Origin of the sequence: Collinsella ihumii (assembly GCF_900046475.1) — a bacterium.
GTDB classification, from domain to species: domain Bacteria; phylum Actinomycetota; class Coriobacteriia; order Coriobacteriales; family Coriobacteriaceae; genus Collinsella; species Collinsella ihumii.
The window spans coordinates 58,184-82,047 of the sequence record NZ_FCOU01000001.1 but is presented as its reverse complement, the minus strand read 5'-3'; the positions used below and the strand labels follow the sequence as shown (position 1 = coordinate 82,047).

General features: G+C 63.9%; 23 protein-coding genes. 22 read left to right on the top strand and 1 reads right to left on the bottom strand.

The window, feature by feature from the left end; all coding sequences use genetic code 11:
- Positions 1-6 precede the first annotated feature (6 nt).
- From BN3789_RS00325 to BN3789_RS00275, 11 genes are all read left to right on the top strand, one after another.
- A complete protein-coding gene (locus BN3789_RS00325; protein ID WP_066828588.1) occupies positions 7-840 on the top strand; it encodes a sugar phosphate isomerase/epimerase family protein in 834 nt (277 codons plus the stop codon).
- Entirely contained in the window at positions 840-1,613 is a 774-nt protein-coding gene (locus BN3789_RS00320) for a PTS mannose/fructose/sorbose/N-acetylgalactosamine transporter subunit IIC (protein ID WP_066828587.1), read from the top strand. Before BN3789_RS00325 ends, BN3789_RS00320 begins: the two co-directional genes overlap by 1 nt.
- A complete protein-coding gene (locus BN3789_RS00315; protein ID WP_066828586.1) occupies positions 1,603-2,442 on the top strand; it encodes a PTS system mannose/fructose/sorbose family transporter subunit IID in 840 nt (279 codons plus the stop codon). Before BN3789_RS00320 ends, BN3789_RS00315 begins: the two co-directional genes overlap by 11 nt.
- Before the next feature lie 24 nt (positions 2,443-2,466).
- Entirely contained in the window at positions 2,467-3,621 is a 1,155-nt protein-coding gene (locus tag BN3789_RS00310) for a mannitol dehydrogenase family protein (protein ID WP_079988979.1), read from the top strand.
- A 72-nt stretch (positions 3,622-3,693) separates the two neighbouring features.
- A complete protein-coding gene (locus BN3789_RS00305) occupies positions 3,694-4,743 on the top strand; it encodes a zinc-dependent alcohol dehydrogenase (protein WP_066828584.1) in 1,050 nt (349 codons plus the stop codon).
- 2 nt (positions 4,744-4,745) lie between these two features.
- Positions 4,746-5,720 carry an aldo/keto reductase gene (locus tag BN3789_RS00300; RefSeq protein ID WP_066828582.1) on the top strand — a complete coding sequence of 325 codons (975 nt, stop codon included), beginning with the start codon at positions 4,746-4,748 and terminating at the stop codon, positions 5,718-5,720.
- Positions 5,721-5,952: 232 nt separating this feature from the next.
- A complete protein-coding gene (locus BN3789_RS00295; RefSeq protein WP_147569455.1) occupies positions 5,953-6,672 on the top strand; it encodes a GntR family transcriptional regulator in 720 nt (239 codons plus the stop codon).
- Positions 6,673-7,251: 579 nt separating this feature from the next.
- Positions 7,252-7,491, top strand: a complete 240-nt coding sequence (locus tag BN3789_RS00290; protein WP_066828580.1) for a FeoA family protein — start codon at positions 7,252-7,254, stop codon at positions 7,489-7,491.
- A 58-nt stretch (positions 7,492-7,549) separates the two neighbouring features.
- A complete protein-coding gene (locus tag BN3789_RS00285) occupies positions 7,550-7,771 on the top strand; it encodes a FeoA family protein (protein ID WP_066828578.1) in 222 nt (73 codons plus the stop codon).
- Between the two features lie 139 nt (positions 7,772-7,910).
- Positions 7,911-10,145 carry a ferrous iron transport protein B gene (gene feoB, locus BN3789_RS00280; RefSeq protein WP_066828563.1) on the top strand — a complete coding sequence of 745 codons (2,235 nt, stop codon included), beginning with the start codon at positions 7,911-7,913 and terminating at the stop codon, positions 10,143-10,145.
- 153 nt (positions 10,146-10,298) lie between these two features.
- Positions 10,299-10,502, top strand: a complete 204-nt coding sequence (locus BN3789_RS00275) for a hypothetical protein (RefSeq protein WP_066828561.1) — start codon at positions 10,299-10,301, stop codon at positions 10,500-10,502.
- 102 nt (positions 10,503-10,604) lie between these two features.
- Here BN3789_RS00275 and BN3789_RS00270 read toward each other — a convergent pair whose 3' ends face one another.
- Positions 10,605-11,963 (bottom strand): IS3 family transposase, encoded by a 1,359-nt coding sequence (locus BN3789_RS00270; protein WP_066828559.1) that lies wholly within the window; start codon positions 11,961-11,963, stop codon positions 10,605-10,607.
- A 480-nt stretch (positions 11,964-12,443) separates the two neighbouring features.
- Between BN3789_RS00270 and BN3789_RS00265 the strand changes: the two genes are divergently transcribed.
- The 11 genes from BN3789_RS00265 (at position 12,444) to ligA (ending at position 23,859) form a co-directional block, all read left to right on the top strand.
- Entirely contained in the window at positions 12,444-13,772 is a 1,329-nt protein-coding gene (locus BN3789_RS00265) for a glutamine synthetase family protein (RefSeq protein ID WP_066828556.1), read from the top strand.
- 145 nt (positions 13,773-13,917) lie between these two features.
- Positions 13,918-14,580, top strand: a complete 663-nt coding sequence (locus BN3789_RS00260; protein ID WP_066828554.1) for a response regulator transcription factor — start codon at positions 13,918-13,920, stop codon at positions 14,578-14,580.
- 255 nt (positions 14,581-14,835) lie between these two features.
- Positions 14,836-16,257, top strand: a complete 1,422-nt coding sequence (locus BN3789_RS00255; RefSeq protein ID WP_229254062.1) for a S1C family serine protease — start codon at positions 14,836-14,838, stop codon at positions 16,255-16,257.
- Positions 16,258-16,425: 168 nt separating this feature from the next.
- On the top strand, positions 16,426-16,896 hold the full coding sequence (locus tag BN3789_RS00250) for a deoxycytidylate deaminase (RefSeq protein ID WP_066828549.1): 471 nt from the start codon (positions 16,426-16,428) through the stop codon (positions 16,894-16,896).
- Positions 16,897-17,101: 205 nt separating this feature from the next.
- Positions 17,102-18,439, top strand: coding sequence for an electron transport complex subunit RsxC (gene rsxC / locus BN3789_RS00245; RefSeq protein WP_066828546.1), 1,338 nt, complete (start codon positions 17,102-17,104; stop codon positions 18,437-18,439).
- Positions 18,436-19,383 (top strand): RnfABCDGE type electron transport complex subunit D, encoded by a 948-nt coding sequence (locus BN3789_RS00240; RefSeq protein ID WP_229254060.1) that lies wholly within the window; start codon positions 18,436-18,438, stop codon positions 19,381-19,383. Before rsxC ends, BN3789_RS00240 begins: the two co-directional genes overlap by 4 nt.
- Positions 19,370-19,957, top strand: a complete 588-nt coding sequence (locus tag BN3789_RS00235; protein ID WP_229254059.1) for an FMN-binding protein — start codon at positions 19,370-19,372, stop codon at positions 19,955-19,957. Before BN3789_RS00240 ends, BN3789_RS00235 begins: the two co-directional genes overlap by 14 nt.
- Position 19,958: 1 nt before the next feature.
- Complete coding sequence (locus BN3789_RS00230) at positions 19,959-20,609, top strand: Rnf-Nqr domain containing protein (RefSeq protein ID WP_066828474.1); 651 nt, start codon at positions 19,959-19,961, stop codon at positions 20,607-20,609.
- A complete protein-coding gene (locus BN3789_RS00225; protein WP_066828473.1) occupies positions 20,609-21,205 on the top strand; it encodes an Rnf-Nqr domain containing protein in 597 nt (198 codons plus the stop codon). The genes BN3789_RS00230 and BN3789_RS00225 overlap by 1 nt, the downstream gene beginning before the upstream one ends.
- Before the next feature lie 11 nt (positions 21,206-21,216).
- Positions 21,217-21,381 (top strand): hypothetical protein, encoded by a 165-nt coding sequence (locus BN3789_RS12540; protein WP_154018711.1) that lies wholly within the window; start codon positions 21,217-21,219, stop codon positions 21,379-21,381.
- A gap of 300 nt (positions 21,382-21,681) precedes the next feature.
- A complete protein-coding gene (ligA, locus tag BN3789_RS00220) occupies positions 21,682-23,859 on the top strand; it encodes an NAD-dependent DNA ligase LigA (RefSeq protein ID WP_229254076.1) in 2,178 nt (725 codons plus the stop codon).
- Positions 23,860-23,864 lie beyond the last annotated feature (5 nt).

Sequence of the window (23,864 nt, the reverse complement as noted above, 5' to 3'; positions counted from 1 at the left end):
TTCACGATGCTCCGTTTTCTTCCCACCAATCAGATCTGGCGTTACTGGTCGTTTGCCACCTTCTGTCATGATGTCTCGGCCGTCGGCGCTCTCGATGTCGATCTCTGGCTTTGCAATAACCACGTCAACATCGATGCATGGGATGTGTACAACCTCGACGAGGTGGCATCGAGCTGTTCCGAATCGGGTCTGCGGGTACGCACGCTGACTCCCGAACAGTCGAATCCCAAGGCATACAATCTGGCGTCGCTCGACAGGGCAACCCAGAGGCTCACGCTCGGCTATTACCGGAATATCGTGAAGCTCGGTCAGGTGCTCGGCACAAAGCGCATCTCGATCAACGGCGGCTGGACGCCGCTCGACTCGGACCGACAGAAAGCCCGCGAGGCCCTTGTGCTGGCTGTGCGACGGATTTGCGATATGGCGGCCGACGCGGGCATGACGGTTTCAATCGAGCCCCTCGTACGCCGTCCGTATCGACTCGTTTCGAGTCTCGAAGACGTTGCGGGCATTGTGGACGAGGTGGGGAGGACGAGCCTGACGGTCACGTTGGATACCGGGACTATCGTGCGAAACGGTGAGAGCTTGGCGGCTTGGCTTGATGCGTTCGGCTCCGATATCGGATACGTCCACCTCACCAACCTCAACCCATGTGACCCCGCCCATGTGGGATGGGGTGACCAGGCGGGTAGTCTCAATCCGGTAGAGATCCTGAAACAGCTGAAAGCAGGGGGCTATTCAGGGGACTGCGCGCTTGAGATGACGAAATCTTCGTACTTCGAGCATCCGTACGCGGTGCTCACAAGTTCACTAACCACCTTGAAGGGACGTGAATACTAGTGTTTGTTTCGGCATTGCTTGCTGGCCTGGTGGTAGGCCTGTGCAAGATGGATTACTTCTTCGGCTACTGCATGCTCAATAGGCCTATCGTCGAGGGAGCGCTGGTCGGCCTGGTGCTCGGCGACGTTGCTACAGGCACGATCATCGGTGCGACGCTCGAGATCGTCTTTCTGGGCTCGTTCCCCATCGGCGCGGCTGTTTCTCCCGATGGCGGTACGGCCGCCGGCATCTCCACCGCGTTCGCCATCCTGACAGGTGCGGGCGCCGGCATCGGCACGACGTTCGCGGTTCCGCTGGCCCTTATCGGCGGCTTCGCGTACGTGCTGTGCAAGTTCATCAACAACATCTTCGCCGAGGCCATGAAGTCTCAGCTCTCTCACGGAAACGATGGGGCCGCGCGAGCCCTGTTCTGGGCGGGCAGCTGGATCGGTACCTTCGGCCTGTACTTCCTCATCGGTTTCACTGCCGTCTTCTTCGGGAGCACCGCTATGGAGGCGGCCGTGGCGGCTATTCCCACCAATGTCATCAACGCGCTCAACGCGGCCGGCAACCTCCTTCCCGCGGTCGGCTTCGGCTTGCTACTCACCATGGTGATGGACAAGCAGCTCGCCCCGTGGTTCTTCGTGGGCTTCATCTTCACGGCCTACCTTGGCATGCCCACCATCGCGGTGACACTTCTTGCCACTGCCGCCGTGCTGCTCATTATCAATGCGCGCGGTGAGAAGAACGCCAACCTTTCGACGGTAGATATGGAGGATGACAATGAGTTCTAACGAGAAGCGGGGCGGCGCTCTTTCCAACAAGGATCTTGCCAACACGTTCCGCCGCGCCATCCATCTGAACGGCATGAACGACTATCCCGGCCAGATGCACAGCGGATACACCTATGCCATGATGCCGGCGCTCAAGAAGATCTACAAGGATGACGATAAGAAACTCGTCGATGCGTACGAGCGCCATATGAACGAGTACTTCAACGTCACTCCGTATGTAAGCGGACTTCCCATGGGCGTGACGCTTGCCCTGGAGGAGCAGAACGCCCAAAGCGAGGACTTCGACACCTCGACCATCACCGGCGTGAAGACGGCGCTCATGGGCCCGCTTTCGGCGGTGGGCGACACCATCTTCCACTCGACGCTGCGCGTTGTCGCGGTTTCGGTTGCAATCGACCTGTGCATGCAGGGCAGTTTCGCCGGTCCGGTGCTGTTCTTCCTGATCTTCAATATCCCGCAGGTTATCGCCCGCTGGTGGACGCTCAAGATGGGCTACACCATGGGCACGAGGTTCTTGGACGAGGCGGCGTCCTCCGGCATCATGGAGAAGATCTCCTATGCCGCAAGCGTTATCGGTCTGGCGGCCATCGGCGCCATGACGGCGACCAACGTCGCCCTCACCACCCCGATCACCTTCGGTGGTGCCGGCGACACCGATCCCACGGCGCTTCAGGCCCTGCTGGATGGCGTCATGCCCAAGATGCTGCCTCTGGCGCTCGTGCTGATCTGCTATGCGCTGCTGCGCAGCAAGAAGGTCGGTATGGTCCCGATGCTGTTCGGCATCCTCGCCATCGGCGTGGTTCTGTCCCTGCTCGGCATCATCGGCTAGTCCATGGGAGTGGAGGTCGATAGCATGGGTAAGGAAATCGCGATCCTCGGCGCCGGAAAGATCGGCCGCGGTGTCGTGGGACTCCTTTTTGCAAACGAGGGCTGGAAGCTGCATCTGTACGACAGGTACGTCGAGGGTATGCGCCAGCTCAAAGCCCAGGGTTATTACGATGCCCGTGTGACCGACGGGCACGCCATCGATGAGACGACGCGTATCGATGCGTTCGATATCGTGGATGCCGCCGATGACGAGGACATCGTTGAGCTGCTCAGCGACAAGGTGGATATCGCCGCCTGCTGCGTGTACGAAGGGGCCTTCGAAAGCATCTCCCATGCGATGGCCCGAGCGATCCGCTGCCGCTGCGAGGCCGGTTGCGAGCGCCCGCTCAACATCTTGCTGTGCGTCAACGCGCTGGGTGCGCCCGCAAAGGTCCGCGGGTATATCGAGGCGGAGCTGACGGTTGACGAGCGCGCCTATTTCGATCGCATGGTCGGTGTGTGCCAGGTCATGGTGCTTGCTGCGGGCATGCCGAGCGAGCCGGGGGCAAATCCCTGGCAGGTTGTGGTGTCTGCTAACCCTGGCCTTGAAATCGATGCCGACGCGTGGGTGGGACCGCGCATCGAGGTGGAGCACGTCTCGTATGTCCATGGGGCCCAAGGCCATATCTATCGCAAGGTCTATTGCGGCAACATGCTTCATGCGATGTCGGCGTTCATGGGTGTTCACCAGGGGCTGCGCTACATCTGCGACTGCTACCGGGATCCGTGGATCCGCTCAAACATCACGGGGGCGTTCGACGAGGCGCACGCGGCGATTCTCCAGGAGTACTCCTTCGATGATGAGGAGGACGCGGAATGGGTCGCGTTCATCATGGCCAAGCTCGACGCCGACGTGAAGGATCCCGTCGATCGCGTGATGGCGGGCACGGCCGAGAAGCTCTCTCGGGAAAACCGTTTCGTCGGTCCTGCCCTGATGTGCGTGGAACATGGCATCGTGCCGTTCTACCTTGCGCGCGGTATCGCATACGGGTTGCTCCGCTTGGCGGAAGAGCAGAACGAGGCCCTCGAGGACGATGAGGCGGTCCACTCGTTCGCGTGCAGGACGTGCGGCCTCAAGGATTCGGACTGGCTGGTGCTCGACCTTGTGGTGAAGCACGTGCGCGATATTCGAGTTCGATAACAGCGTGCCTGCGTCGCGTGCGCGTCGCCGATGCGACGCAGGCCCCGATAGATAATGAGAAATGGAGTAGACATGCTAGTTAAAACTGCGGTTCTTCGTGCGGCAGGCAAAGCGGAGCTCGTCGACCGAGAGCTTCCCGAGGTGGGGAGCCATGAGGTCCTCGTGCGCATCCTTGCGGATAACATCTGCACGTCTGAGTACGGTGTCTTCAACGGCGCTCGCACCAACCGTCCTCTTCCGCTTGTGTTCGGTCACGAGTGGGCCGGCATCGTCGAGGAAGTGGGCTCCGAGGTCTCGAGCGTGCAGGTGGGCGATTACGTGGCGAGTGGTTATCACTACGATCCGTATACCATTCCCAGCCGCGAGGGCCGCACAAGCGAGTGCCCGCACCTCATGGGGGCCGATCATCCCAATCCCGACGGCTATTTCGGGAATGCGGGCTGCGCTGAGCGCACGATTGTCAACGAGGTCGCCTGCTACAAGATCGATGAGGGCATCGACCCCTCTACCGCCGCCCTTCTCGAGCCTTTGGGCACCTGCTGCGCCGGGTTCCGTCGCTTCGGCTGCGACTTCGGGGATACGGTCGTGGTTATCGGCGCGGGCACCATGGGAATCCTGAACGCCCTCGTTGCCAAGGCACACGGTTGCCGCGTGCTCATCACCGAGATGATGCCCAAGAAGCTCGACGCCGCCCGCAGGCTGGGGCTCGAGGCCATTGATGTCTCCGCGTGCGACCCGGTCGAGAAGGTCAAGGAGCTCACGGGTGGTAAGGGCGCCGACGGCGTTATCGTTGCCGTTGCCGCTTCCGGCGCATACGCGCAGGCCATCGACATGCTCAAGGAGAAGCGCGGCCGCCTGCTCATCTTCGCCGCGGGCTATCCGGCGCCCAAATGGGAGCTCGATCCCAACACGGTCCACTACCGCCGCATGGTAATCGTCGGCACCTATGGTGCAGATTATGTCGATTTCAAAGAGGCGGCCAACCTCATCAACATGGGTGTCGCCAATTTCTCCGAGCTGGTCGAGGAGAAGATTCCGCTCGACGAGATCCAGCACGCCTTTGAGCGCGCTTGCGAGCCGGGCATGTTCCGTATCAGTGTGATTTGTCAGGAGGAGAAGTAACCATGCGCTACAAGACTATGAAGAAGTCCGGGGTCGATATTTCCGCCATCACGGTTGGAACGTGGGCCATCGGCGGTGCCAACTCCTTGGGCGCGAGCTATGGAGAGGTCGATGACGCCGAGTCGATTCGTGCCATTCGCGCGATGCTCGAGGGCGGCGTCAACCTGATCGATACGGCCCCTATCTACGGGTCCGGCCATTCCGAGGAGGTTGTCGGCAAGGCCATGCAGGGCCTCGACCGCGACAAGATCGTTCTTGCCACCAAGTTCGGGTCGTATATCGAGGACGGTAAGGGCGTCCACAAGAGCACACCGGAGTCCATCGAGCGCGAGTTCGCGGATTCGGTTCGTCGCCTCGGTACGGATTACTTCGATATCTACCTCATGCACTGGCCCGATGATTTCGGCACGCCCATCAAGGATACGATGAGCTATGTCCAGGGCCTCAAGGAGGCGGGCAAGGTCAAGATGATCGGCCTGTGCAATGTCGACACCGATTATATTGCCCAGGCTTCCGAATATGCCGACATCGATATCGTCCAGCTGCCGTTCTCTATGGTCAACCAGTCTGCTATCGATCAGCTCAAATGGTGCGAGGAGCATGACATCGACGTCATGACGTGGGGATCGCTGGGCTCGGGTATCCTGACCGGCTCGATTCGCGAGAAGCCGAACTTCGCGGAGAACGATTTCCGCAACACCTTCTACCCGTTCTACCATGAGCCGATGTTCTCGAAGATCCAGGAGTTCCTGAAGACGATGGACACGGTTTCCGAGAAGTACGGGAAGCCGCTCGCCCAGATTGCCATAAACTGGAGTACGCAGAAGAGCTTCGTCACCACGGCGCTCACGGGCGTTCGCAACGTTCATGAGGCGGAGGAGAACTGCGCCACGTTCGAATGGCAGCTCGACCAGGCCGACATCGATCTGCTCGATGCGGAGCTTCTCCGTTTGGGCATCACCGAGGCAGCGGCCTAGACGGTCGGACCCGCTTCGGGTTGCGCAACATGTGCGGAAAGGGGCGTCGAGGGCGCCCCTTTCTTTTAAATTAAGGGACATAAGAATGATTTGCTTTTTCCCTATGAATAGGTTATAGATGTATAGAACCCTTCGCCATGCTCGCCAGGCGGTCTGCTCGCCGAAAACCGTGCCGAGCATCTTGAGCAGCGGTTTTCTTATGGTGCGTGGTGTGCGGAACGAGGAGCGAAACGTGCGTCAGACTGAAATGCCGCTATATCGACAGATTTTCGATGATATCAAAGCCTCGATTGAAGGCGGTACCTATAAGCCGGACGAGAAGATTCCCACCGAGGCCGAGCTCTCCGAGATGTACAACGTAAGCCGCATCACCGTGCGTCGCGCGATTGAGGATTTGAGTACGGAGGGCTATCTCGTTAAGCGCCGCGGACTCGGCACCTTCGTTTGCGCTCCGCGCATGCGGCGTCGGCTTCTACAGGGTGGATTGCCCGAGAGCTTCACTGACATCTGTCGCCACAATGGCCGCGAGTCCGGAGCTCGTTTGGTGAAACGGGAAATCGTGTTGCCGAGGCCCGACGAGAGCGATTTCTTCGGTCTTTCGGAGGGTGAGCTCGTCTTGCACATCAAGCGCGTGCGCACGGCGGATGATGTTCCCATATTTGAAGAGAATATGTACCTGCCGTACAGTCAGAACCAGGAGCTGGCCACCGTACAGCTTGAGAGCGAGTCGATCTATCAGCTTATGAACGAGCTGTATGGTCGTCGGCCGGTCAAGAACGCGCGCGTACTCATCCAATCTGTCGGCGCCTCGAGTTCCAAGGCTGGGTTGCTTCAGGTCGCTAAGGGCGAGCCGTTGCTGTACATCGCGACGTATGCACTCGACCAGGATGACAAGCCCGTCTATATCGGCCGTCAGTACTTCATCGGATCGAGGTATATGCTCGACCTCTAGGCTGAGCGCGCCCGTTTTGCCGTTGGCGTGTGAGGCGCGGGCTCTTACTTTTGGAAATAGCTGGCATTTCGAGGTGCGGTTTGCCCATCGCGTGCATACGGGGCCCGGACTGCATATCGGGGACGTACCTTCCGCGTGCATTATTGCATGGAGCAGGTACGTCCCCGATATGCATCACCGCCTCTACCAGGTCACCCGCTAACAGGGCCCAGTAGCCGTACCCAGAACTGCGAGAGAGGGCCCCTTGAACGGCCCTCTCTCGCAGTTCTGGGTACCGTTACTGGGTACCGTTGCCGGGTAGTCCCGTGGTTATGTCGATGACCGGGGTGCGTCGGCATAAACATCGGCGTTTCCCAGCAGGCGTGACAGCAAGGCGGGGAAATCGCCACGTTGAAATGTCACCAAGCTTATAGCATATGTAAGCCATCGGTAACTTTTTTGCTCAACTTGGCCACAACCCCTTCACAACAAGTTAGCCTTGTGTTAGTTTACCGTAGGAAACATAGACAGGGCTAACTTGAAGCGTTGCCTCGCCTATGCCGTTCCATTCGATCGGACGATGATGAGGAGACATGCCGTATGACTCAAGGGCCGCAGGTTCCCGCGATGCCGCTTTCCTTCCGAAAGGCGGGGGAGACCATCATGGTGACGCGCGTGCGTGGCGATGAGGACCTCAAGCACCATCTCGCGAACATCGGGTTTGTCGAGGGCTCCGAGGTGCACGTGGTGTCTTCCAGTCCCTCCAACATCATCGTGACGGTCAAAGGCGCTCGCTTTGGCTTGGACACCAAGGTCGCTCAGCGCGTCATGACGGTCTGACACGGGGCGCGCGACGGCGCGCCGACCGTGGACGTGGCGAACAGGAAGGGGGAAGGACATGAAGACACTGGGAGATGTTGCGGTGGGCGATAGCTCCACCATCATCAAGCTGCACGGTGAGGGCGCACTCCGCCGTCATCTGATGGACCTGGGCCTCATCAAGGGCACGCAGTTCAAGGTCGTGAAGGTCGCGCCGCTGGGCGACCCGATCCAGATCACCGTCCGCGGCTACGAGCTCTCCATCCGCAAGGAGGAGGCGGCCATCGTCGAGGTGCAGTAACGGCACCCGCGAGGGCGTTTGCGCAGGTAGAGTTAGCAATTTCTAACTATGAGGGTCCTAAGGCGCCCGCCAGGGATCTCGCACGGCTAGCTCGGTAACTTGAAGAAGTTTCAAAGCCTATTTTGGAAGAAGGAAATGCATGGCGGCTTCACAGCTTCATGTCGCGTTGGCGGGTAACCCCAACTGCGGCAAGACCACGCTTTTCAACCTGATCACCGGCCAGAACGGCTATGTGGGCAACTGGCCCGGCGTCACGGTTGAGAAGAAGGAGGCCAAGCTGACCAGTGACAAGAGCGTCACGATCACCGACCTCCCTGGAATCTACTCGCTTTCCCCCTACAGCCCGGAGGAGAAGGTCTCACGCGACTACCTCATGAGCGGCGAGCCCGACGTCGTGATCCAGGTCATCGATGCCACGAACCTCGAGCGCAACCTGTACTTGGCGCTCCAGGTCGTCGAGACCGGCCTGCCGGTCGTAGCGGCGCTCAACATGGCCGACCTCGTCGAGAAGAACGGCGACAAGATCGACACCCGCGCCCTCTCAAAGAGCCTCGGATGCCCGGTCGTGATGATCTCCGCGCTGCGCAACAAGGGCGTCGACGAGCTGCTCGCCGAGGCCAAGCGCGCAGCGGCCACCAAGGGCAGCGTGCCCGAGCACAGGTTCGATTCCGCTATCGAGGACGTGCTCACCAAGATCGAGGACCTGCTCCCGTCGTCCGTGCCCGCGTCCAAGCGTCGCTACTTTGCGGTCAAGCTGTTCGAGCGCGATCGGGACGCTTTGCGCCTCATCAACCTCCCCAAAGACAGCGCCACCCGGGTCGACGAGCTGATCGCCGCATGCGAGAAGGACTGCGACGATGACGCCGAGTCCATCATCACCGGCGAGCGCTACGCGGTCATCGCGCACATGATCGACGGCTGCCTCAAGAAGGCGCCTGCGCGCATGAGCACCTCCGAGAAGATCGACCGCATCGTCACGAACCGCATCCTCGGCCTGCCCCTGTTCATCCTCATCATGTGGGCTGTCTATTCCATCGCGACGGGTGCCGACGCGTTCGGCACCGCCGGTACCGACTGGGTGAACGACAACCTGTTCGGCGAGGGCTTCGAGCTGTTTGGCATGCAGTTCCAGTCCATCCCCGGCGTGATCGAGGGCTGGCTTGTCGCCGCCGGCGCGAGCGATCTGGTCCAGAGCCTCGTGCTCGACGGCATCGTGGCCGGCGTGGGCGCCGTGCTCGGCTTCATCCCGCAGATGTTCGTGCTGTTCGTGCTGCTCTCCTTCCTCGAGGACTGCGGCTACATGGCCCGCGTCGCCTTCGTGATGGACCGCGTGTTCCGCCGTTTCGGCCTGTCCGGCAAGTCGTTCATCCCCATGCTCGTCTCCACGGGCTGCGGCGTCCCCGGCGTGCTCGCCACCAAGACGATCGAGAACGAGAAGGACCGCCGCATGACGGTCATGACCACCACGTTCATCCCCTGCGGAGCCAAGCTTCCCATCATCGCCCTGCTCATGGGCGCTATGGTCGGTGACGCCGAGGCGAGTTGGATCTCCCCTCTGTTCTACTTCCTCGGCGTCATCGCGGTCATCGTGTCCGGCATCATGCTGAAGAAGACCAAGCTGTTCGCCGGCCGCCCGACCCCGTTCGTCATGGAGCTGCCGAGCTACCACTTCCCGTCCATCCGCTCGTGGTGGCTGCACATCTGGGAGCGCGTGTCCGCCTACGTCAAGAAGGCGTTCACGATCATCTTCGCTTCCACCATCGTCGTGTGGTTCCTCACCAACTTCGGCGTGTACGAGGGTGCGTTCGGCTTCTTGCCCGCGATGGAGGGCATCCCCGAGGAGTTCACGGACTACTCCGTGCTCGCCATGGTCGGCGGCGCCATCGCTTTCATCTTCGCCCCGCTCGGCTTTGATTCCTGGCAGGCGACGGCCATGTCCATCACCGGCCTGGTGGCCAAGGAGAACGTCGTGGCCACGGCCTCCTCGCTGCTCCATATCGCCGACGGCACCGAGACCGATCCGAACCTGTGGGCCGCGTTTGCCGGCATGTTCCCGTCCATGGGCGCTATCGCTGCGTTCGGCGCGTTCAACCTGCTGTGCGCCCCGTGCTTTGCAGCTATGGGCACCATCCGCGCCCAGATGAACTCCGCCAAGTGGACCGCGATCGCCATCGGCTACGAGTGTGCCTTCGCGTGGGTCGTCGGCCTTATGATCAACCAGTTCTATCTGGCAGCCACCGGCGTCTTCAGCATCTGGACGGTCGTTGCCGTCGCGTTCGCCGCGGCGATCATCTTCCAGGTCGTGCGCCCCATGCCCAAGTGGGCGTGGGAGGACAACGACAAGGTCGTCCCCGCCGGCGCCGTGACCGCGTAACCTGAGCGACTTAGCACGCTCCTCCCCAAAGGGTCGCCTGCACATGCGGGCGGCCCTTTTTGCGCGCTCCCGTCCGTGCAGATTTCCTGCTCCGCGTGGTTATGGACGGGGAAATGGGGTAAAGTTTCATTTGGCAAACAACGAGGAGGAACCATGTCTCCCATCGACTTCATCATCCTGGCCGCGATCGGCGTCGCATTCGTGGCGGTGTGCGTCCGCATCAAGCGCAAGGGGAGCTGCGCGGATTGCGCCCAGGGCGGGACGTGCTCGGGCCACTGCGGCTCCTCGCCGGACAGCTGCCCCGCGTGCCAAGGCGTCGACCGCGTGGCCGAACGGCTGAGCCGCGGCGTCAAGTAACACCCCAACCGCCAGTGCAAATGTGGGGACGTACCTTCTGCGTGCATTTTTGCAAATCGGGGGGTGCGGCAGGAATCCTGGAGCGCCGGGGCAAACATCGGGCTAGGCCGCGAGGCCCAGCGACTCCCGGTACCGCTTCGGGCTCATCCAGCCCAGGGACTCCTTGATGCGGACCTCGTTATAGTACCTCAGCCACGCGTCCAGCCTCCGCATGAACTCCTCCGCGCCCACGCCCCGCCAGTCACGGCCGTGGAAGAACTCGTTCTTGAGCCTGCCGAAGAAGCCCTCGCAGGCCGCGTTGTCCGGGCTGCAGCCCTTCCTCGACATCGACCTGGTCAGCCCGCGCTCCTCGCAGATCGAGATCCAGCCGGGCCACCGGTAGTGCCCGCCCCGGTCGCTGTGGACCACGGGCGCCTCGCCGTCGGCGAGCCCCTCGCACGCGCGCTCCAGGCTGGAGTTCGCCAGCTCGGCGTTCGGGGAGGTGCCGATGGACCAGGACGCCAGCATCCCGTCGAAGCAGTCGACGACGGGCGAGAGGTACACCTTCGGCTCGCCCGCGTCCGGCAGCGCGAACTCGGTGATGTCGGTCAGCCAGAGCCTGTTGGGGGCCTCGGCGCGGAACGACCTCTCCACGAGGTTGGGCGGGGCCTCGGAGACCTCCCCCGCGTAGGAGCTCCACCTCTTCGGCCGCCTCAGGTACACGACGACGCAGCCCTCCTCGGCCATGAGCTCGCGCACCTTGCGCTCCCCGCAGGCTATCCCGCGCTCCGCGAGGCGCCGGTGGACGTAGCGGTAGCCGCGCGAGCGCCCGGCGCCCTCGAACTCCTCGACGACCGCCGCGCGCGCCTCGGCCCACTTGTCGGGCGCGGCGGCCGCGGCCCGGGCGTAGTGGTAGCTGGACGCGGCGATGCCGAGCCTAGAGGCCAAACAGCTCAGAGAATACGTCCCCCTCATCGCGTCGATCACCTGGGCCTTCTCCCTGTTCGAGAGGCGCGTCGGGTCGACGCAGGGGTCTTTTTTTACGAGCTCGACCACCTGCCGCATGAGGTCGTTCTCGAGCTGGAGCTCGAGGACCATCCGCTTGAGCTCCCCCGCGTCGTCGGGCAGCGCGCCCGCGTCCGCGCGCGGCCCCGGCGCGACCACGTCCCCCTTGGCCATGAGTGCCCCGATCCCTCCCTCTGCATAGGCGTCCCGCCAGCGCAGGACCGCCGAGGCGGAGGCCCCGACGTCGGCGGCGACGGCGGCGCAGCTCTCCCCGGACAGGACGCGCCTGGCGGCCGCCGCCTTCTCCTGCGCGGGGTATCTTACCGCACGCGGACGGGTGCAGGCGCCGTCCCGGCGGGCGATCCAGCCGTAGAGGCAGCGCTCGCTGGGGTAGCCGAGCTCGGCGACCGCGGCGGGGACGCTCCCGAGCCTGTCGTAGAGCCCGAGCGCCGCCTCCCTCTCCTCGGGTGTGAACATCGCAGTTCCTTCCCGCCCCGGCGCTCCAGGATTCCTGCCGCACCCCCTCGGGGACGTACCTTCCGCATGCAAATGTGCGCACGGAAGGGGCGTCCTTTTGCAAAATCCCTGCTAGACCATCATGGATACAGATGACCGAGAGAGGGGCTCATGAAAAAGCGCCGAGCCGGGCCGAGCCGGAGGATGCGGCAGTATGGGTTGAAGCGTCCTCCAAACAACCCGACGTATGTCTTTTTGCTCGAAGGGGTGTCCCCATATTTGCAAAAGTGCATGCAGAAGGTACGTCCCCCGATTTGCAAAAGTGCACGCAGAAGGTACGTCCCCCGATTTGCATTCGGGGCGCTCGCGATCGTCTGGGCTTCTGTGGGGGCGGTAACCCAGCCGAAACATAGGTATGGCACAATGTGCGCCTATAGTCAGTCGGTTCGATAGTCCACCGCGCGTCATGGAAGGGTTGTCCTTAAGGATAAGAGCCAGAACATCGATTTCGTCCTCCGCACGGTCGAAGAGCGCGATATTCGTTTTGTCCGCCTGTGGTTCGTCGACGTGCTCGGTCGCCTCAAGAGCTTCGCGATCAGCCCCGAGGACCTCGAGGTCGCCTTCGAGGAGGGCATCGGGTTCGACGGCTCGGCCATCGAGGGCTTCACCGCGCCCGAAGAGGCGGACATGCTGGCGTTTCCCGATCCCTCGACGTTTCAGGTCTTGCCCTGGCGTCCGTCGAGCGACGGCGTGGCGCGCATCTTCTGCGACGTGTGCACGCCCGACCGCAAGCCGTTTGACGGCGACCCGCGCAACTGCCTGCGCCGCATGTTCTACAAGGCCGAAGAGGCCGGCTACATCATGAACGTGGGCGCGGAGCTCGAGTACTACTACTTCCCCGACGAGCACACGGTGGCCCCGCTCGACAACGTGGGCTATTTCGACCTTCTGCCCTCCGATTCGGCGCGCGACGTGCGCCGCAGCACCGTGCTCACGCTCGAGAAGATGAGCGTGCCGGTCGAGTACACCTTCCATTCCTCCGGCCCCTCGCAGCACGGCATCTCGCTGCGCCACGCCGAGGCGCTCACCATGTCCGACGCCATCATGACGGCCAAGCACATCATCCGGCTGGAGGCCTACGAGGCGGGCATCCACGCGTCGTTCATGCCCAAGCCCATGGCGAACGAGGCGTCGTCGGCGATGTTTTTGCACCAGTCGCTGTTCGACTACGACGGCAACAACGTGTTCTACGGCGAGGACGACCCCGTCTACCACCTGTCCCCCATCGCCAAGAGCTACATGGCGGGCATCCTCATGCATGCCGGCGAGATCTCGGCGATCACGAACCCCACGGTCAACTCCTACAAGCGCCTGGCGACGGGCAAGTCCAGCTCGCCCACGCCCACGCACGCGACCTGGGGTCTGCGCAACCGCGCCGCGATGATCCGCATCCCCATCTACAAGCCGGGCAAGCAGCTCTCCACGCGCATCGAGCTGCGCAGCCCCGACCCCATGGCCAACCCCTATCTCGCCTGCGCCGTCACGCTGGCCGCCGGTCTCGACGGCATCAAGCGCGGCTTGAGGCTGCCGGCCGAGACCGAGCTCACCGATGCCGGGCTGTCCGACCTCGAGCTGCGCGAGCTCGGGTGCTCCCCGCTGCCGAGAAACCTCCAGGAGGCGCTCGACATCTTCGAGAACTCCCTGCTCATGAAGGATGCGCTCGGCGAGCACATCCACAGCTTCTTCCTCAAGAAGAAGCGCAAGGAGTGGGAGAAGTACGCGTCGAGCATTACCGAGTGGGAGCTCAAGCAGTATCTGGCGAGCTCCTGACGACGGCGTCGTCGCGGCTCTCGCCATCGTCGCGGACGCGGCGCGGCGCGAGGGTTCGCACACGGTGCGGCGCATCCGGGCGTTGCGGCCCGCATGCGCTGCGCGCTGTCCCTTGGTATGATTACGCCAGCGAGAGGGTGGTGGTATGTCCGAGAAAAACGTCCTGTTCATGGCTCGAACAACGCGGTATTACGAGTTTGCCCAGACGCTCACGACGTCGCTGGGCGTTGACGTGAGCGCGGCCACGCCCGATTCGCCGACCGCCGCGCGCGATTTCGACCTGCTGATCCTTGACGCCGACGGCATCCGCGCCGACCGGATCGAGCAGATCGGCAAGTGGCTCGACGACCGCGGCAACATCCCGATGCTCGTTCTGGTCGATGACGACGGGCTTTCGGGGCTGCACCTGCCGTCCCGCTCGCGCTGCGACTTCATCTGCTCCGGCGCCAGCGAGGGCGAGCTCGAGGTGCGTGCGCGCCGCCTGATGGGGGAGGAGGAGAGCTTCTCCGTCGACGATGTGTTGCGCGTGGACAACATGACCATCAACCTCGCCACGTACCAGGTGTACCTGGACGACAAGCCGGTTGACCTGACGCTGATGGAATACTCGCTGCTGTCGTTTTTGGCCATGCACCCCAACCGCGCCTACAGCCGCGAGGTGCTGCTGCACCGCGTGTGGGGCTTCGAGTACTGCGGCGGCACGCGCACGGTCGACGTGCACATCAGGCGCATCCGCTCCAAGGTCGGCCCGCAGATCGCGGCGCACATCACGACGGTGCGCGGCGTGGGCTACCTGTTCAAGGGGTAGGGTCAATCAAAGATGCGCTTGCGGGGTGGGGCGGCACGGCCCGCCCCGCTTTTTCTTGCGCATGGGGGCTTCCGGCGCGCTCGTCTCGCACGTGGCGGGCATGCGCGCCGGGCCCCGGTCTTTTCCGCACCATCATCTGCCCATCTCTCTTACAAATCCCTTAACGTGATCAAAAGCCTGTGTACCTCGAACGCCGCATGGGGTACAACGTGTTCAGACAACAAATCCTTTGCTGGGCAATTGAAAGGAACCATGATGAGTGAGAACACCCCGCAGCGCCCTGATGGGTTGAACGAGAGCACGGGCGCTCCGCGCGTCCAAGTGGAGCCGACCCCGGTCAAGCCGGATGAGGTGTCGCAGACGACCGCGATGCCGAACGCCGGCGCCCATGCCGCGCAGGAGCCGTCGACCGAGAAGATCAGCCGCACCGTGGTGAAGACCCGCACCAAGCGGCTTCCCGTGTTCCTGAGCGCGCTCGGCGGCCTGGCGGTGGGCGCCGTGCTGGTCATCGCGCTGGTCATGACCGGTGCGCTCGACATCAACCGCGACGGCGGCAGCGTGAGCGCCAACACGCCCGCCGGCACCCAGACGATCCAGATCGACGCTGAGGACACCACGCTCGCCGAGGCCGTGTCGGCCAAGGCCCTGCCCTCGGTGGTCTCCATCGAGACCGAGGTGCAGGACACCTCCAGCATGATGAGCGGCGGCTCGTCGAGCAGCGGCAGCATCGGTTCGGGCGTGGTCCTCGACTCCGACGGCAACATCCTGACGAACTACCACGTGGTCCAGAACGCGACGAGCATCGTGGTCACGCTGAATGACGGCTCGAGCTACGAGGCGGAGATCGTCGGCTCCGACGAGTCGAGCGACCTTGCGGTCATCCGTCTGGTGAACGCCGACCCGAACGCCCTGACGCCGATCGAGATCGGCGATTCCGACGAGCTGACGGTCGGCTCGTGGGTCATGGCCATCGGCAGCCCGTTCGGCAACGAGCAGTCCGTGTCGACCGGCATCGTGAGCGCGCTGTACCGCTCGACCGCCATGCAGTCGACGACCGGCACGACCATCTACGCCAACATGATCCAGACCGACGCCGCCATCAACCCCGGTAACTCCGGCGGCGCGCTCGTCAACGACAACGGTGAGCTCGTGGGCATCAACTCCATCATCGAGAGCTACTCGGGCTCGAGCTCGGGCGTGGGCTTCGCGATCCCGGTGAACTATGCTAAGAACATCGCCGACCAGATCATCGCTGGTCAGACGCCGGTCCATTCGTATCTGGGCGTCTCGCTGACCACCGTGAACGCGCTCAACGCGCGTCAGAACAACCTCTCGGTCGACTACGGCGCCTACATCAACGAGGTGACCGAGGGCGGTCCCGCCGCCGAGGCCGGCATGCAGGCGGGCGATATCGTGATCGCGGCGAACGGCGACGAGATCACCTCCGCAGACGGCCTGATCATCGCCCTGCGCGGCTACGACGTGGGCGAGAAGGTGACGCTCACCGTCATGCGCGGCAGCGAGCAGATGGATATCGAGGTCACGCTCGGCTCCGACGAGGCCCTGCAGGAGCAGCAGGACAGCTCGACCGATCAGAACGGCCAGGGCTCCAACTCCATGAGCGAGGAGCAGCTGCGCGAGCTGCTGAACGAGCTGCTCGGCCAGGGCGGGCGCTAACAGGCGACAACGACGGGGCGGCCTTCGGGTCGCCCTTTTTCTCGATTCGGCGCAAAGGCGCGCGAACGCGGCGGGAGCCGGGGCAGCCGTCCCGGCTCCCGCCGTCTGTACCCGTCCCCGTCGGCGGGATAGAATGGGGCGATAAGATCGTTTGAGAGGAGCGCACCCATGCCCGGTAAACGCACCGATGTTATCAGCTGGGACGAATTCTTCATGCGGGTCGCCATGGCGGCGAGCATGCGCAGCAAGGATCCGAACACGCAGGTGGGTGCCTGCATCGCCGACACCAACCATCGCATCCTGTCGGTCGGCTACAACGGAACGCCGTCGACGCTGAACGATGACGAGTTTCCTTGGGATACCGCCGAGGACCCGTTGCTCGACAAGCACAGCTATGTGATCCACGCCGAGGCCAACGCCATCCTGAACTACCGCGGCTCCCTCAAGGACATGGGCGGCGCCACCGTCTACGTGACGCTGTTCCCGTGCCGCGAGTGCGCCAAGACGCTCGTGCAGGCCGGCATCGGAGAGGTGGTCTACCTCTCGAACAAGTACGATGGCACTGAGGACAATCTGATCGCGCGCAGCATCTTCGACCGGTGCGGCATCACCTATCGGCAGGTAACGGTCGACGAATAGCGCCATTCTCCCAGCTCAGCATAGTTATGGGGCAGGGCCCGCACCGACGACCTCCACGTCGGGCGGGCCCTGTCCGTATGCAAAAAGCAGTTCGGTTCTGGTATTCGCTAACACAAATCGCTAAACTTGTGGCGATATCGTGTAATCAGGATGTGTTTATTCTGATTGCAGAATAAAGGGGGAGAGAGGTCAGAAGGGGGAGAACATGTTCTCTCTGCACAAGACACGGGGAGGAGTCCATCCGCCCCAGTGCAAGGATGTGCGGGAATACGCCTGCACGTCCGTGACGCCGCCCGAACGGGTGCGCATCCCGCTCAACATGCATATCGGAGGCCCGTGCACGCCGTGCGTGAAGCCGGGCGACCATGTGTATGTGGGCACGCTGATCGGTGACGGGTCGGGCCTGTACGCACCCGTCCACGCGAGCGTCTCGGGCACGGTGGTCTCCACCGACACCGAGCAGCTGCCGACCGGGGCCACGGCGCCGGTCGTCGCCATCGAGTCCGACGGCAAGATGGAAAACGATCCCGCGCTCGCGCAGCCGAGCTACAGCACCAAGGAGGAGTTCCTCGATTGCGTGCGCGCGTCGGGCGCGGTGGGCCTGGGCGGAGCCGCCTTTCCCACGTGGTTCAAGATGCGCGCGCCCGAGGGGAAGAAGTTCGAGTTCCTCATCATCAACGGCATGGAGTGCGAGCCGTTCATCACGAGCGACTACCGCCAGATGATGGAGCACGCCGAGCGCGTCGTCGACGGCGTCCACCGCATCGCGACCGCGCTCGAGATCCCCGCCGCGGTCATCGGCATCGAGGACAACAAGCCCGAGGCCATAGCCAGGCTCACCGAGACGGTGGCGGCAAAGGGCTGGAGCGACCTCATCGACGTCATGGCCATTCCCACCAAGTACCCCGCGGGCGGCGAGAAGGTGCTCATCAGCGCCACGACCGGCCGCGACGTGCCCGCAGGCGGCCTGCCGGTCGATGTCGGCTGTCTCGTGATCAACGTCACCACCGCGTCGCGCATCGAGCAGTATTTCCGCTACGGCATGCCGCTCGTGACCAAGACGCTCACGCTCGCGGGCGATTGCGTCGCCAACCCGGGCAACTACCGCGTGCCGATCGGCATGAGCGTGCGCGACATCATCGAGGCGACGGGCGGGCTTACCAAGGAGCCGCGTAAGATCATCATGGGCGGTCCCATGATGGGACGCACGCTCACGAGCATCGACTGCCCCATCATCAAGGCCAACAACGCCATCCTGTGCCTGGACGACCAGGCCGTCCTGCCCGACGAGACGCCGTGCATCCGCTGCGGGCGCTGCGTGCGCGTGTGCCCGCTCGGGCTCATGCCGTACGCGCTCGATTCCGCCTCGCGCAGCCATGATGTCGTTGCGCTCGATGAGCTCGGCATCATGAACTGCATGGAGTGCGGCAGCTGCGCCTACACCTGCCCGGCCCATCGCCGCATCACCGCGTCGATCCGCGAGGGCAAGGGTTTCTATCGGAGCGAGGTCGCGCGCCTCACCCAGCCTGCGAAGGGGGCGTGAGCTTAAGCATCATGAATCTCATCAACGAGGCATCTCCGCATTTCCACGGTAACGCTTCCACCACCAAGATCATGGGCGCCGTCTGCCTGGCGCTCGTGCCCACGCTCATCGCGGCGACCGTGCTCTATGGTCTCGCCGCGCCGCTTCTGGTGCTCGTCTGCATCTCGACGGCGCTCGTGAGCGAGCACCTGTGCTGCATCGCCATGCACCGCGAGTCCACGGCGGGCGATATGTCCTGCGTGGTCACCGCCATGCTGTTCGCCTTCACGCTGCCGGCGAACTGCCCGTTTTGGGTCGCCGTGCTCGGCACCGCGTTCGCCATCGTCGTGGTGAAGATGCTGTTCGGCGGCATCGGCTGCAACATCTTCAACCCGGCGGTCGCCGCGCGCGTGTTCATCATGGTCGCGCTGCCGAGCGCGCTTTCGGCCTATCCCGACGTGGCGGGCAAGCCGCTCGACGCCATCACTGGCGCCACCCCGCTCGCCATGGCGAGTGCGGGCGATATGCCCTACAGCTACCTCGACCTGCTGCTCGGCAACCATGCCGGCGCACTGGGCGAGACCTGCATCATTACGCTTCTGATCGGCTACATCTTCCTGCTCGCCGTGCGCGTGGTCGACGCCTGGGCGACGCTGCCGTTCATCGGCGCCGTGGCGCTCATCTCGGCCTTTGCGGGTCAGGATGTCGTCTACCAGCTGCTGTCCGGCGGTCTTGCCATGGGCGCCTTCTTCATGGCGACCGACTACACGACCACGCCGATGAACCCGGTGGGCAAGATCATATTCGGCCTGTGCTGCGGCATCATCACGGGGCTCATCCGCTTCTTCGCGTCCTCTCCCGAGGGCGTGGCGTTCTCCATCCTGTTCATGAACATGTTCGTGCCGCTGATCGACCGCATCACGCGTCCGCTTCCGGCTGGAGGTGTCAAGAATGCCCTCATCTAATTCCTGGCTGGCGCGCCATAAGGAAGGCGCCTGGTATTCGCTGGTCGCGATCGTGCTGGTCGTTGTCGTCTGCGGCGGCATCACCGCGGGCGTCAACTTCGCCGGCCACGACGCCTTCGCCGAGGCCGACGCGCGCCTCGACGAGTCCAAGGGCGGCGCCCAGCGCGCGCTGCTGTTCCCCGATGCGACCTCGTTCGAGCAGGTCAGCGCTCCTGCGATCGAGGGCCTGAACTCCGTGTACCAGACCAACGACGGCGCGTGGGTCTTCGACTGCTCGGCTACGGGCTACCACGGCGACGTCGAGCTCATGGTCGGCATCGGCACCGACGGCACGGTCGCCGGCATCCAGATCGTCGCCGAGGACGAGACCGACGGTATCGGCACGAACGCCCTGACCGAGGACTACTTCGGCACGTTTGCCGAGCTTCCCGCGACGGGCACGCTGACGGTCGAGGAGGCCGGCAGCGGCGAGACGCACGTCGACGGCGTCTCGGGCGCGACGTTCACGAGCAACGCGGTGATCGGCTGCTTGAACATCGCGTTCGAGGCCTATGCGCAGTTGGGGGGTAACTAACATGGCGCTGAACGAGCTTATCCAGCGTGAGCAGGACGAGCGCGTGCGCGCGCTCACCCATACGCCCACGTTTTTGGTCGTCGCCGGATCGCTGCCCGGCCTGTTCGTGGCGACCTCTGCGGTCGACGGCTTTGCCATCGGCGCGGTGTCCGCCGCAAGCATCCTCGCCATGGCGATCCTGGCGCGCCCGCTGCGGGCCGTGACGGGGCGGTTCGCCTACATTCCCGTGACGCTCACCGTGAGCGTCACCATCGCGATCCTGCTCGGGTTCGCCCTGCGCGTCATCGATCCGGTGGTCCACGAGGACCTCGGCATCTATGTGGCGCTTGCCGCCCTGAACGCGATGGCCATGACGTTCGTCTCCTGCGACGGGTTCGCCGCGGCCCCGACGGCGAAGTCCTCGCTGGCGACGGCCCTGTTCGCCGCGGTCTGCACGTGCGCGACGCTCACCTTCGTGGGCTTCATCAACGGCATGTTCGCGACCGGCCAGGTCTTTGGTCTCACCATGACCGAGCTCGCCGCGACGCCGATCGCCATCTTCGGCAAGCCTGCGGGCTCGCTTTTGATCATGGCGCTGGTCGCCACGTTCGTGCAGTCCATCGAGAGCGCCGTCGCGATCAGCCGCAAACAGTCCGAAGGTGGTGAGCGCTAATGGAGTTTTTGAGCGCGCTATTCACGGCGGCGTTCGATAGCAATGTCGTCTTTGCCCAGATGGTGGGCATGGTCGCGGTCTTTCTGCTGGCGTTTAAGCCGCAGGATGCCGTAAGGTTCGGGCTTGCCCTGTGGGCCGCCACGTCCATTTCCGGTCTGGTCGGCTGGCCGATCTTCGCCCTGTTCTTCGAGCCGTGGGGCATCGGCTACATGGCCCCGATCGCCTACGTGCTCGTGAGCTCGATCGTGGTGTTCCTGTACGGCGCCGTGGCATGCACCGGCAAGAGCGAGGCCGCTCGTGCGCGCATCATGACGCAGTGCACCCTGCTCGCGGTCAACGCCTGCGTGCTCGCGGCTCCGCTCGGCAACGCCGCCGCCGGTGAGGCGACGACGCTCGCCGTGGCGACCGGCTCCTCCATCGGAGCGGGCCTCGGCGCCTTCATCGCCGTCGTGCTGTTCGCCACGATCCGCCAGCGCATCGACGAGCGCCTGGTGCCCGGGGCCCTGCGCGGTCTCCCCATCTCGCTGGTGACGGCTTCGCTCATGTGCATGGCGTTTTCCTGCGTGGCGGGTATCGCCGGCGGACTGTTCGCGTAAGGAGGCTGGCTATGGATCCCATCATCATGATCGGCATGCCGCCGTTGCTGCTTTTGGTCGTGGCGCTTCCGCTTGCCGCCGCGCTGACGATCGCCGTGGGGCTCTTGCACTACCACGACCGCTGCGACGCCGAGGACGCCGCCGCTGCGGCTGCGGGCGAGGCTGAGGCCGAGTAGGCTGCAGCTGGGTCTTACCTGCTGTCTTGTGACTCCCCGGCTTGCGACAGGGCGTTGCCCGCGCAAGCCGGGGATTTTTGTTACAGCGGGGTGAGTGCAAATCGGGGGACGTACCTGTTGCGTGCATTTTTGCACGCAACAGGTACGTCCCCCGATTTGCACTGTGGGCGCGTTGCGCCGTCATGGGTAAAAACGGCCCCGTCCCCAAATGCGCCACCGGTGGTGTACCCTATGAGGTCGAGTCAAACCGAGTGAAGGGAAGCCATCGTGGAGCAGCAGAGCCTGTTTGGTGACGGTACGTTGGATGCGCCGGTCGAGACGACGTCGGTAGCGGAGCACGATGCGGCCGCCGAGCGCGCTGCCGAGCTGCGCCATCTGCTCGACTACCACGCCTATCGCTATTACATGCTCGACGCGCCCGAGATCACGGATGCCGCATTCGACAAGCTGCTGGTCGAGCTCCAGCAGCTCGAGGCCGCCTACCCCGATCTCGTGACGCCCGATTCCTACACGCAGCGCGTGGGCGGCTATGTGTCCGAGCAGTTCGCCCCGGTGACGCACATGGCGCGCATGTACTCCATGGACGATGCCATGAACCTCGAGGAGCTCGACGAGTGGCTGAAGCGCACCGAGGAGGCGCTGGGCGCGGGGCATGTCGTCTACACCTGCGAGCTCAAGATCGACGGCCTGGGCGTGGCCCTCACGTATCAGAACGGCGCGTTCGTGCGCGCGGCGACACGCGGCGACGGCACGACGGGCGAAGACGTGAGCCTGAACGTCCGCACGATCCGCGATGTGCCCATGCACCTGTCGGAGACGGCCCTCGCCCATATGGGGGCCGACCGCGGAACGCCCATCGAGGTTCGCGGCGAGGTGTACATGCCCAAGGGCAGCTTTGTGCGCCTGAACGAGGAGGCCGATGCCGAGGGCCGCGATCCCTTCGCCAACCCGCGCAACGCCGCCGCCGGCAGCCTGCGCCAGAAGGATCCGAAGGTGACCGCGCGCCGCGACCTGTCCACGTTCCTGTATGCCGTCGCCGATACCGCGCCGCTGCACGTGGGGTCCCAGCACGAGTTTCTCGCCTGGCTGCGCGACGCGGGCTTCTCGGTCAACCCCAATGTGGCGCGCTGCAATACGCCCGCTGAGGTGCACGAGTTCTGCGCCGAGGCGCTTGCGCACCGAAGCGACCTCGATTACGACATCGACGGCGTGGTCGTGAAGGTCGATTCGTTCGACCAGCAAAACGACCTCGGCTTCACGGCGCGCGCGCCGCGCTGGGCCATCGCGTTCAAGTTCCCGCCCGAGGAGAAGACGACCGTGCTGCGCGAGATCCGCATCCAGGTGGGGCGCACCGGCGTGCTCACGCCGGTTGCCGAGTTCGACCCGGTGACCGTGGCGGGCTCCACCATCGCGCGCGCAACGCTGCACAACGAGGACGAGGTGCACCGCAAAGACGTCCGCGAGGGCGACACCATCATCGTGCACAAGGCGGGCGACGTGATTCCCGAGGTCGTGGGGCCGGTCCTCGACAAGCGCCCGGACGGCGCCGAGCCCTGGCACATGCCGGCAACCTGCCCTGCCTGCGGGGCCCCCGTGGTGCATGAGGACGGCGAGGTCGCCTACCGTTGCGTTTCCATCGATTGCCCCGCCCAGCTCAAGGAGCGCCTGCTCCACTGGGTGAGCCGCGGCTGCATGGATGTCGACGGCGTGGGCGAGGAGCTCGTGGACAAGATGATCGAGGCGGGCCTTCTGCACGACGTGGCGGATTTCTACACGCTGACGACCGACCAGGTCGCGGGGCTCGACACGGGCCGTACCTACCTCAAGGACGATGCACGTCGCGGCGTACGCGCCGGCGATCCGATTCCCGTGGGCGCCACGATCGCCGCCAAGGTGATCGACGAGCTCAACAAATCGAAGGCCCAGCCGCTCGGCCGCGTGCTGTTCGCCCTGGGTATCCGCCATGTGGGCAAGTCCGTGGGCGAGCTCATCGCGCAGCGCTTCCTGACCATCGATGCGCTGGTGGCCGCAAGCGAGGAGGATATCGCCGCGATCGACGGCATCGGGCCCAAGATCGCCGAGAGCGTGAAGCAGTTCCTTGCGGTGCCGGACAACCTGGCCGTGCTCGACCGTTTGCGCGTGGCGGGGCTTTCGCTGGAAGAGGACCTGTCGGGTGCCGCCGAGCGCGCGGCCGCCGAGACCGGCGTGGATGCCAGCCTGGCCGCTGGCCAGCCGCTGGCGGGTCTCACCTTCGTGCTGACCGGCACGCTGGTCAACCGCACGCGCGACGAGGCGGGCGCGGCGCTCAAGGCGCTCGGCGCCAAGGTGACCGGATCGGTGTCCAAGAAGACGAGCTTTCTCGTAGCAGGACCCAAGGCAGGCTCTAAGCTCACGAAAGCGGAGTCGCTCGGTGTACCGGTGCTCGATGAGGACGCTCTCGAGCAGATTCTGGCGACCGGGGAGGTTCCGGCGGTATAGTGCCT

Coding starts and splice junctions, on each gene's coding strand:
- BN3789_RS00230 (WP_066828474.1), top strand. CDS start 19,959: ATGGCGCTGAACGAGCTTATCCAGCGTGAGCAGGACGAGCGCGTGCGC.
- feoB (WP_066828563.1), top strand. CDS start 7,911: ATGGCGGCTTCACAGCTTCATGTCGCGTTGGCGGGTAACCCCAACTGC.
- BN3789_RS00235 (WP_229254059.1), top strand. CDS start 19,370: ATGCCCTCATCTAATTCCTGGCTGGCGCGCCATAAGGAAGGCGCCTGG.
- BN3789_RS00300 (WP_066828582.1), top strand. CDS start 4,746: ATGCGCTACAAGACTATGAAGAAGTCCGGGGTCGATATTTCCGCCATC.
- BN3789_RS00250 (WP_066828549.1), top strand. CDS start 16,426: ATGCCCGGTAAACGCACCGATGTTATCAGCTGGGACGAATTCTTCATG.
- BN3789_RS00270 (WP_066828559.1), bottom strand. CDS start 11,963: ATGTTCACACCCGAGGAGAGGGAGGCGGCGCTCGGGCTCTACGACAGG.
- BN3789_RS00310 (WP_079988979.1), top strand. CDS start 2,467: ATGGGTAAGGAAATCGCGATCCTCGGCGCCGGAAAGATCGGCCGCGGT.
- BN3789_RS00275 (WP_066828561.1), top strand. CDS start 10,299: ATGTCTCCCATCGACTTCATCATCCTGGCCGCGATCGGCGTCGCATTC.
- BN3789_RS00255 (WP_229254062.1), top strand. CDS start 14,836: ATGAGTGAGAACACCCCGCAGCGCCCTGATGGGTTGAACGAGAGCACG.
- BN3789_RS00325 (WP_066828588.1), top strand. CDS start 7: ATGCTCCGTTTTCTTCCCACCAATCAGATCTGGCGTTACTGGTCGTTT.
- BN3789_RS00285 (WP_066828578.1), top strand. CDS start 7,550: ATGAAGACACTGGGAGATGTTGCGGTGGGCGATAGCTCCACCATCATC.
- rsxC (WP_066828546.1), top strand. CDS start 17,102: ATGTTCTCTCTGCACAAGACACGGGGAGGAGTCCATCCGCCCCAGTGC.
- BN3789_RS12540 (WP_154018711.1), top strand. CDS start 21,217: ATGGATCCCATCATCATGATCGGCATGCCGCCGTTGCTGCTTTTGGTC.
- BN3789_RS00290 (WP_066828580.1), top strand. CDS start 7,252: ATGACTCAAGGGCCGCAGGTTCCCGCGATGCCGCTTTCCTTCCGAAAG.
- BN3789_RS00315 (WP_066828586.1), top strand. CDS start 1,603: ATGAGTTCTAACGAGAAGCGGGGCGGCGCTCTTTCCAACAAGGATCTT.
- BN3789_RS00225 (WP_066828473.1), top strand. CDS start 20,609: ATGGAGTTTTTGAGCGCGCTATTCACGGCGGCGTTCGATAGCAATGTC.
- BN3789_RS00260 (WP_066828554.1), top strand. CDS start 13,918: ATGTCCGAGAAAAACGTCCTGTTCATGGCTCGAACAACGCGGTATTAC.
- BN3789_RS00305 (WP_066828584.1), top strand. CDS start 3,694: ATGCTAGTTAAAACTGCGGTTCTTCGTGCGGCAGGCAAAGCGGAGCTC.